This is a genomic window from Sphingopyxis sp., assembly GCF_036402335.1.
Lineage (GTDB): Bacteria > Pseudomonadota > Alphaproteobacteria > Sphingomonadales > Sphingomonadaceae > Sphingopyxis.
Window position 1 is genome coordinate 1 of the sequence record NZ_DASWTD010000372.1, and the last position, 7,689, is coordinate 7,689.

7 protein-coding genes are annotated in these 7,689 nt (G+C 65.6%); 6 read left to right on the forward strand and 1 reads right to left on the reverse strand.

Annotation, left to right across the window (positions count from 1 at the left end):
- The 4 genes from VGD20_RS11795 to VGD20_RS11810 all read left to right on the forward strand — a co-directional run.
- Positions 1–553, forward strand: a 553-nt coding sequence (locus tag VGD20_RS11795) for a tannase/feruloyl esterase family alpha/beta hydrolase (RefSeq protein ID WP_331134630.1), incomplete at its 5' end; no start/stop codon positions are given.
- The gene (locus tag VGD20_RS11800) at positions 550–2,226 is read left to right on the forward strand and encodes an AMP-binding protein (protein WP_331134631.1); all 1,677 of its coding nucleotides are present in this window, start codon (positions 550–552) and stop codon (positions 2,224–2,226) included. The genes VGD20_RS11795 and VGD20_RS11800, both read left to right, overlap by 4 nt.
- Complete coding sequence (locus VGD20_RS11805) at positions 2,223–2,555, forward strand: hypothetical protein (protein ID WP_331134632.1); 333 nt, start codon at positions 2,223–2,225, stop codon at positions 2,553–2,555. The genes VGD20_RS11800 and VGD20_RS11805 overlap by 4 nt, the downstream gene beginning before the upstream one ends.
- On the forward strand, positions 2,555–5,083 hold the full coding sequence (locus VGD20_RS11810) for a beta-glucosidase (RefSeq protein ID WP_331134633.1): 2,529 nt from the start codon (positions 2,555–2,557) through the stop codon (positions 5,081–5,083). The genes VGD20_RS11805 and VGD20_RS11810 overlap by 1 nt, the downstream gene beginning before the upstream one ends.
- On the opposite strand, the gene VGD20_RS11815 is transcribed toward VGD20_RS11810, so the two are convergent.
- Positions 5,084–6,046, reverse strand: a complete 963-nt coding sequence (locus VGD20_RS11815; RefSeq protein ID WP_331134634.1) for a patatin-like phospholipase family protein — start codon at positions 6,044–6,046, stop codon at positions 5,084–5,086.
- Between the two features lie 123 nt (positions 6,047–6,169).
- On the opposite strand from VGD20_RS11815, the gene VGD20_RS11820 reads away from it, so the two are divergent.
- Complete coding sequence (locus VGD20_RS11820; RefSeq protein WP_331134635.1) at positions 6,170–6,718, forward strand: sigma-70 family RNA polymerase sigma factor; 549 nt, start codon at positions 6,170–6,172, stop codon at positions 6,716–6,718.
- Positions 6,715–7,689 (forward strand): FecR family protein (locus tag VGD20_RS11825; RefSeq protein WP_331134636.1); only part of this gene is annotated, 975 nt, incomplete at its 3' end. The genes VGD20_RS11820 and VGD20_RS11825, both read left to right, overlap by 4 nt.

Here is a 7,689-nt window from a genome sequence, read left to right on the forward strand (position 1 = left end):
GAAATTCGGGACGCAGTTCTTCCGCTATTTCGTCCACGCCAACCCCGACTGGCAATTGTCCGAATTCAACCTCGACCGCGACTATGCACTCGCCAGAGCGCGCGTCGGCGGCGATCTCGATGCCGACCGGACCGACCTCGCTCCCTTCTTCAAGCGCGGCGGCAAGCTGATCCTCTATCATGGCTGGAACGATGCCGGGATTCCGGCTCAGAATACGGTCGATTATTACGAGCGTGTGGTCGCGGCCAACCCGCGTGCGGCGGCGACCTCGGTTCGCCTGTTCATGGTGCCCGGCATGTCGCATTGCCTTGCGGGGCCGGGCCCGAACAACTTCGATCCGCTGACGCCGCTCGACGGCTGGCGGCAGGGCGGCGCAGCGCCCGAACGGATCGTCGCGACCAAATATGACAACGACCTGTTCGCCTATATCGGGCTTCCGGCGAAAGCCGGCCGGACGCGGCCGCTCTGCGCCTTCCCGAAGGTCGCGAAATGGGACGGCAAGGGATCGACCGAGGACGCGGCGAGCTTCGTTTGCGAGGCGCCCGGGAAATGACCAGCCATGTCAAAGGCGCCGGCGAGCCGCCGCTGATCGACCATACGATCGGCGCGGCGCTGGCGCTTGCCGCCGAACGCTGGGGTGATCGCGATGCGCTCGTCTCGGTCGGGCAGGGGATCCGGTGGAGTTTTACCGAACTGCTCGAACGGTCCGATGCCTTCGCCGCCGGTCTGCTCGCGCTCGGGCTCAACCCCGGCGACCGGATCGGCATCTGGGCGCCCAATTGCGCCGAATGGACGCTGACCCAGTTCGCCGCGGCGCGCGCGGGGCTGATCCTCGTCACGATCAACCCCGCCTATCGCCTGTCCGAGGTCGAATATACGATTAACAAGGTCGGGCTGTCGGCGCTCGTCGCCGCGACGAGCTTCAAGACCAGCGACTATCCCGCAATGATCGAGGAGATCGCTCCCGAAGTCGCTGCAAGCGCGCCGGGCGAGCTTTACGCCGCGCGGCTGCCGGCGCTGCGCTCGCTGATCCTGATCGGCGAGCAAGCGCGTTCCGGCTGGCTGCGTTTCGACGATGTGGCAAGGCAGGGCACCGACGCTGGCCGCCAGCGCCTCGCCGAGATCGCCCCGACGCTCGATTCGAACGACGCGATCAACATCCAGTTCACCAGCGGCACCACCGGCCTGCCCAAGGGTGCAACGCTCAGCCATCGCAATATCCTCAACAACGGCTATTTCGTTGGCCGGACGCAGGTGCTCGGCGAAGGCGACCGCATCTGCATCCCGGTGCCGCTCTATCACTGCTTCGGCATGGTGATGGGCAACCTCGCCAGCATCACGCACGGCGCGGCGATGATCTATCCGTCCGAGGGCTTCGACCCCGAGGCGGTGCTGCGTGCGGTCGAGGCCGAACGCTGCACGGCGCTCTACGGCGTGCCGACGATGTTCATCGCGGTGCTTGCGCATCCGCGCTTCGACGACTTCGACATGTCGTCGCTGCGCACCGGCTGCATGGCGGGCGCGATCTGCCCCGAACCGCTGATGCGGCAGGTGGTCGACCGGCTGAACATGCGCGACGTGACGATCGCCTATGGCATGACCGAAACCAGCCCGGTCAGTTTCCAGACCGCGCCCGACGACCCGTTCGAACGCCGTGTCGGCTCGATCGGCCGCGTCCAGCCGCATCTCGAATGCAAGATCGTCGATACCGACGGCAATATCGTGCCGTCGGGCGAACCCGGCGAGCTTTGCACGCGCGGCTATTCGGTGATGATCGGCTATTGGGACGAGCCGCAGCGCACGGCGGAATCGATCGACGAGGACGGCTGGATGCATTCGGGCGATCTCGCGACGATCGACCCGCAAGGCTATGGCAATATCGTCGGGCGCCTCAAGGATATGGTGATCCGCGGCGGCGAGAATATCTACCCGCGCGAGGTCGAGGATTATCTCTATCGCCATCCCGCGGTCGAGGATGTCGCGGTGGTCGGCATCCCCGACGAGCGCATGGGCGAAGAGCTGTGCGCGTGGGTGCGGCTCAAGCCCGATGCCAGTGCCGATGCCGAAGCGATACGCGAATTCTGCCGCGGGCAGATCGCCCACTATAAAGTCCCGCGCTACGTGCGTATCGTCGATGAATTCCCCACGACGGTGACGGGGAAGGTTCAGAAATATCTGATCAGAGAAGCGATGGTCGCCGATCTCGAAAAGGAAGAAGCACAATGAAAACTGCCATGTTTGTTGCGGCGCTGATGGCCGCCGCTCCCGCCCTCGCGCAGGGCACCGCCGAGCCGGCGCCGGCCGCTGCTCCGGCGCCCGCTGCCGCTGCGCCCGCCAGCGACGCGAAGTTCAACCTCGACACCCCGCTGCAGGACATCGTCGCCGACGAGAAAGGCAAGGCGGTGATCGAAAAGCACTTCCCCGGCATGATCGCGCTGCCCGAATATGAGATGTTCAAGGCGATCAGCCTGACGCAGCTCCAGCCCTATTCGAACGGCAAGATCACCGACGAGATGCTGGCCGCGACGGCCAAGGATCTGGCGGAGATCAAGTAATGGCACGCCGGACAGCCTATCTGGCGGCAACTTTGCTGTCCTCCACGGTGGCGCTGTCCGGCGCTCAGGCGCAGGATATGATCTACAAGGATAAATCGGCGCCGACCGAGGCGCGCGTCGACGATTTGATGGGGCGGCTGACGCTCGACGAGAAGATCCTGCTGCTCGCGGGTGAAAGCTCGATGACGCTGAACCCGATCGAACGGCTCGGCATCCCGTCGATCCGCATGACCGACGGCCCGACGGGCGTGCGCTCGCCCGAGGGCAAGCCCGCAACGGTCTTCCCCGTCGGCGTTGCGATGGCGGCGACGTGGAACCCCGACCTCACGGCAAAGGTCGGCGCGGCGATCGGCAAGGAAACGCTCGCGCACGGCGCCGACGTGCTGCTCGCGCCGACGGTCAACATCGTGCGCACGCCGCGCTGGGGCCGCAATTTCGAGACCTACTCCGAAGACCCGTATCTGGCGGGCCAGATCGGGCTCGGTTATGTGAAGGGCGCGCAGGGCGCGGGCATCGGCGTATCGCTCAAGCATTTCGCCGCGAACAATCAGGAAACCAACCGCTTCATCGTCGACTCGGTGGTCGATCCGCGGACGCTGCGCGAAATCTATCTCCCGGCGTTCGAGACGGTGATCAAGGAGGGTGACCCCTGGTCGGTGATGGCGTCGTACAACAAGATCAACGGCACGCATGCGGCGGAGAACCGCTGGCTGCTCACCGACCTGCTCAAGGGTGAATGGGGTTACAAGGGGTTCGTCGTGTCCGACTGGGGTGCGGTCCATTCGACCGCGACGACGGTCAACGCCGGCATGGATCTCGAAATGCCGGGACCGCCGAACCATTTCGGTCCCAAGCTCAGGAAAGCGGTCGACGAAGGCAAGGTCACGACCGCACAGCTCGACGACAACGCCCGCCGCATGGTGCGGCTGATCGTGCGCAGCGGGGCGATCGAACGCGGCGTCGCGCGTCCGGTCGCCGACGAAATGCCGCGCAACGCCGCGCTCGCGCAGAGCGCAGCCGAGGAAGCGATCGTCCTGCTCAAGAACAGCGGCGTCCTGCCGCTCCCGTCGTCGATCAGGTCGCTCGCGGTGATCGGCCCCAACGCCGATGTCGTGCGCATCCAGGGCGGCGGCAGCTCGGCGGTGGTGCCGTTCGAGACGAGCACGCCGCTAGCCGCACTCAAGGCCGCGCTGCCGGGGGTGGAGATTGTTTATGCACGCGGCGTCGACAATGAGGAGACGCCGCCGGGCGCCAATCCGAAACTGTTCAGCCCCGGGGCCGATCGCGGCGTGACCGGCCTCGCTGCCGCCTACTACGCCAATGCCGATATGAGCGGTGAGCCGGTGAAGCGCGAAACCGCGAAGAGCTTCCTGAAACGGATCAGCGGCAATATCGCCGGGCCGCAGGTCACCGGCTATTCGGCGTTCCGCTGGGAGGGGCTGTTCTGGCCCGACAAGAGCGGCACCTATGAATTCAGCACGCGCGGCACCGGCAACGCGACGATCATCCTCGACGGCAAGACCGTGCTGTCGAAGGAAAGCGCGTCGAAACCCGATATCCGCGACGTGCTCGGTTTTCCGATCCCGCGGCGCACCGTGTCGGTCGATCTCGAAGCGGGGCGCAGCTACCCGATCCGGCTCGACTATGTGAACGGCCAGACGCCATACGAATATCTGAGTTTCGGCATCCGCGAACCGCTGCCCTCGTTCGACGAGGCGGTCGCGGCGGCGCGTGGTGCCGATGCGGTGGTGCTGTTCGTCGGATCGTCGTCGACCACCGAGGGCGAAGGCTATGACCGCGCGTCGCTCGATCTGCCGGGCGACCAGAACAAGCTCGTCGAGGCGGTCATCGCCGCCAATCCGAAGACCGCGGTGGTCGTCAATGCCGGCGCCGCCATGACGATGCCCTGGTCGGCGAAAGCTCCGGCGATCGTCGATATGTGGCTGCCGGGCGAAGGCGGCGCGGCGGCGCTCGCCAATGTCCTGACGGGCAAGGTCAATCCGTCGGGCAAGCTGCCCGTGACCTTTCCGGTGCGCACCGAGGATGACACGATCAACCTCAAGGGCGCGAAGACGCCCTATTCGGAAGGGTTGCTCGTCGGCTATCGCGGCTACGTCGCGAAAGGGGTAACGCCGCTCTTCGCCTTCGGCCATGGCCTCAGCTACACCAGCTTCGGCTATTCGGCGCTCGCGGTGCCCGCGCGCGTCAAGGGCGGTGACGCCATTACGGCGAAGGTCACACTTCGCAACGAGGGCAAGCGCGCCGGCAAGGAAGTGGTGCAGCTCTATGTCGCTCCCGTGACCCCGGGCGAAGGCGACGCACCGATCGCACTGCGCGGCTTTGCGAAGGTCGATCTTGCGCCCGGCGCGCGCCGGACGGTGTCGGTTACGCTCGATCCCAGGGCCTTTTCGCAATTCGATGCTGCGCGCGGCCAGTGGCGCGTCGTCCCGGGGCGCTACAAAATCCTGGCAGGCTCGTCGTCGGCCGACATCCGCCAGCAGCGCGAGATCGAGGTCACCGCCGACTGATCAGCTAAGCAGGGGCTCGAGCGCGTCCCATTCGCGCTCGACCGCGCGCCGCCCGGCGTCGATCGCGGTCCGGATTTTCGCCGGATCGAATTCGAGCGTTTCGGAATATTCCTCTTCGGGTTCGATGATCCGGATCGGCGCGAAGCGATAGCGCGATATCTGGGCGTCGAGCGGGCGAAGGATGCGTGCGGCCTGCGCGCCGCCGATGCCTTCGGACTGGAGCGCGCGGAGCTGCGCCTCGCGTGCCGCGATCAGGTCGTTGATCAGCGCAGCGCCGGCGAGATCGTTCGCCGAGACTTCGGACTGGAGGATATCGACTGCGCGCAGTCCGATCTTGATGAGATTGCCGAAGGTGCGCACCGGTCCCGGCTGCGGCGCAGGCGAGGCGCGCACCGCGATCACCCCGCGCGGGTTCATTTCGAGCGCTGCGCTGAGCGGGGTAACGTCGCGTACCCCGCCGTCGACCCATTGTTCCTCGGTCCCGTCGCTTGCGCGCGTCTTCAGCGGGTCGAAGAACAGAGGCATGGCGCAGCTCGCATAAACCCAATTATGGATGCCGGGCACGCTCTCGTCGATGCTGCGATAGGTGCCCGTGCCGAGATTGACGACGCCAAGCAGCAGCTTGCGCGCGCTCGCCGCCAGCTTGGTTTCGTCGGCGAACCCCTTGAGCAGGCGTTTCAACGGCGCGGCATCGTAGATCGCATCTTCGCCGAGGATGCCCCCCACGACGCCGAGCGGACGTTCCTTGTAGATCGAACTATTGCCGCGGATACCGAGCCATTGGTCGAGCAGACCCGGCACATCGTCCTGCGCGACGCCGAGCGCCTGGATCGCGCCCGTCGAAACCCCGGCGACGATGTCGATGCGCACACCGCGATTGACGACGAGCTCGTGGACCACGCCGACCTGGAAAGCGCCCTTGGCGCCGCCGCCGCTCAGCACGATTGCCAGACCGCCTGCCATGGTCTTCTCCTTTGCCGTGCGGCAATATACAGGAATGTAAACTCATTCCCAAGCGAGGCTTCTTCTCGCCGCCGGCGCCTCCGCTCGCGTCGGCGCAAAAAAACAGGGGCGCATTTCGGCTCGATGGCCGTTTTAGATGTTGAGAAGGAAGAGGGGAGGGCGTTGACGGCGGAACCTGCATCCGAACTGGAACGGTTGACCCGGAAATTCCGGCCGCCGCTGATTGCCTTTTTTTCCCGCCGCGTGGCGGGTCTGGCAGAAGCCGAGGATATGACTCAGGAGGTTTTTTTGCGGCTGATGAACGCCCAAGGGAACAGCGAAGAGACGAATGCTGCCTATATCTTCCGGATCGCCGCCAATCTTGTGACGGACCGGGCACGCCATGATCGCGTGCGCCGGAACTTCGCGGAAGGCGTGAGGAGCGACGGCAGCGCAGGTATCGACGGCTTTGACCCCTTCCGGATCGCTTCGGCGCGCGAGTCCATCGCAATCCTGTGGGCCGCGATTCAGGCGCTGCCCGAGCCCACACAGCAGATTTTTATCCTGTATCGTGTCGAGAATATTCCAAAGCAGACGATCGCCGACAATTTCGGATTCCACCTTCGCACTGTCGACAAGCATATTTCGCGCGCGCTGGTCTTTCTCGCACGCCGGATGGAGCGGCGGGCATGAACCCGCAGAACGACAATGACCGCATCGCGGAGCGCGAAGAACAGGCGGCGGCCTGGTGCCTGCTGCTCGCCGAACGGTCGCTGACCGTGAGCGAACGGTCGGATTTCGATGCGTGGCTTGCCGCGGATGAATCGCATGCCCAGCACTTCGACCAGATGGTGACGGTGTGGCAGGGTACCGACGCGATCGCTGAAATGCCCGGCTTTCTGGCGCTCCGCGCCGACGCCCTGACCGCGATGGAAAAGGCGCGCCGCGGTAGCGCAGCGTCTTTCCCGACGCGTCGCAGCGCCTTCGCTGCGGCCGCCACTTTCGCTTTGATGACGGGCATGGGCGCCTGGTATTGGAGCGAAAGGCCCGATGTCTATTCGACCGACGTCGGCGAGCGGCGCGTCGTCCGGCTCGAGGACGGGTCGAGCGTCTCGCTGGATGCCGTCAGCCAGGTGTCGGTATCGTTCACCGAGGAGCGGCGCGCGGTCACGCTCGATCGCGGCCGCGCCAAATTCGACGTCGCGAAGGACCCGCTGCGCCCGTTTACCGTGACGGCTGGTTCGCAGTCGGTGGTGGCGGTCGGGACGAGTTTCAGCGTCGAACTGCTGCGCAACCAGCTCCGGGTCCTGTTGTTCGAAGGGCAGGTCGCGGTCGTGCCGCGTGCCGCTGCCGCGGCGGCTGTCAAGACGCGGCGGCGGGCCCCGGCGACGACCCAGCTTTTGCCCGGGCAGGAACTGGTGGCCGATCTTTCGTCGGGAGCCGCGGAAGTCCTGCCGGTCGCAGCCGAGCGTTCGCTCGGCTGGGAAGGCGGCCGGGTCGATTTCGTCGATATGCCGCTGGCGGATGCCGTCGAGCGGATCAACCGTTACGCGACGTCGCCGGTCGTCATCGGCGATGCGGCCGCTGGCCGCCATCTCGTCAATGGCGTGTTCGATGCCGGCGATACCGACAGTTTCATCAAGGGAGTAACCTCGCTCTACCCG

Excerpts from the sequence above, each read along its gene's own strand:
- VGD20_RS11810 (WP_331134633.1), top strand. The coding sequence starts at position 2,555 with ATGGCACGCCGGACAGCCTATCTGGCGGCAACTTTGCTGTCCTCCACG.
- VGD20_RS11805 (WP_331134632.1), top strand. The coding sequence starts at position 2,223 with ATGAAAACTGCCATGTTTGTTGCGGCGCTGATGGCCGCCGCTCCCGCC.
- VGD20_RS11815 (WP_331134634.1), bottom strand. The coding sequence starts at position 6,046 with ATGGCAGGCGGTCTGGCAATCGTGCTGAGCGGCGGCGGCGCCAAGGGC.
- VGD20_RS11820 (WP_331134635.1), top strand. The coding sequence starts at position 6,170 with ATGGCCGTTTTAGATGTTGAGAAGGAAGAGGGGAGGGCGTTGACGGCG.
- VGD20_RS11800 (WP_331134631.1), top strand. The coding sequence starts at position 550 with ATGACCAGCCATGTCAAAGGCGCCGGCGAGCCGCCGCTGATCGACCAT.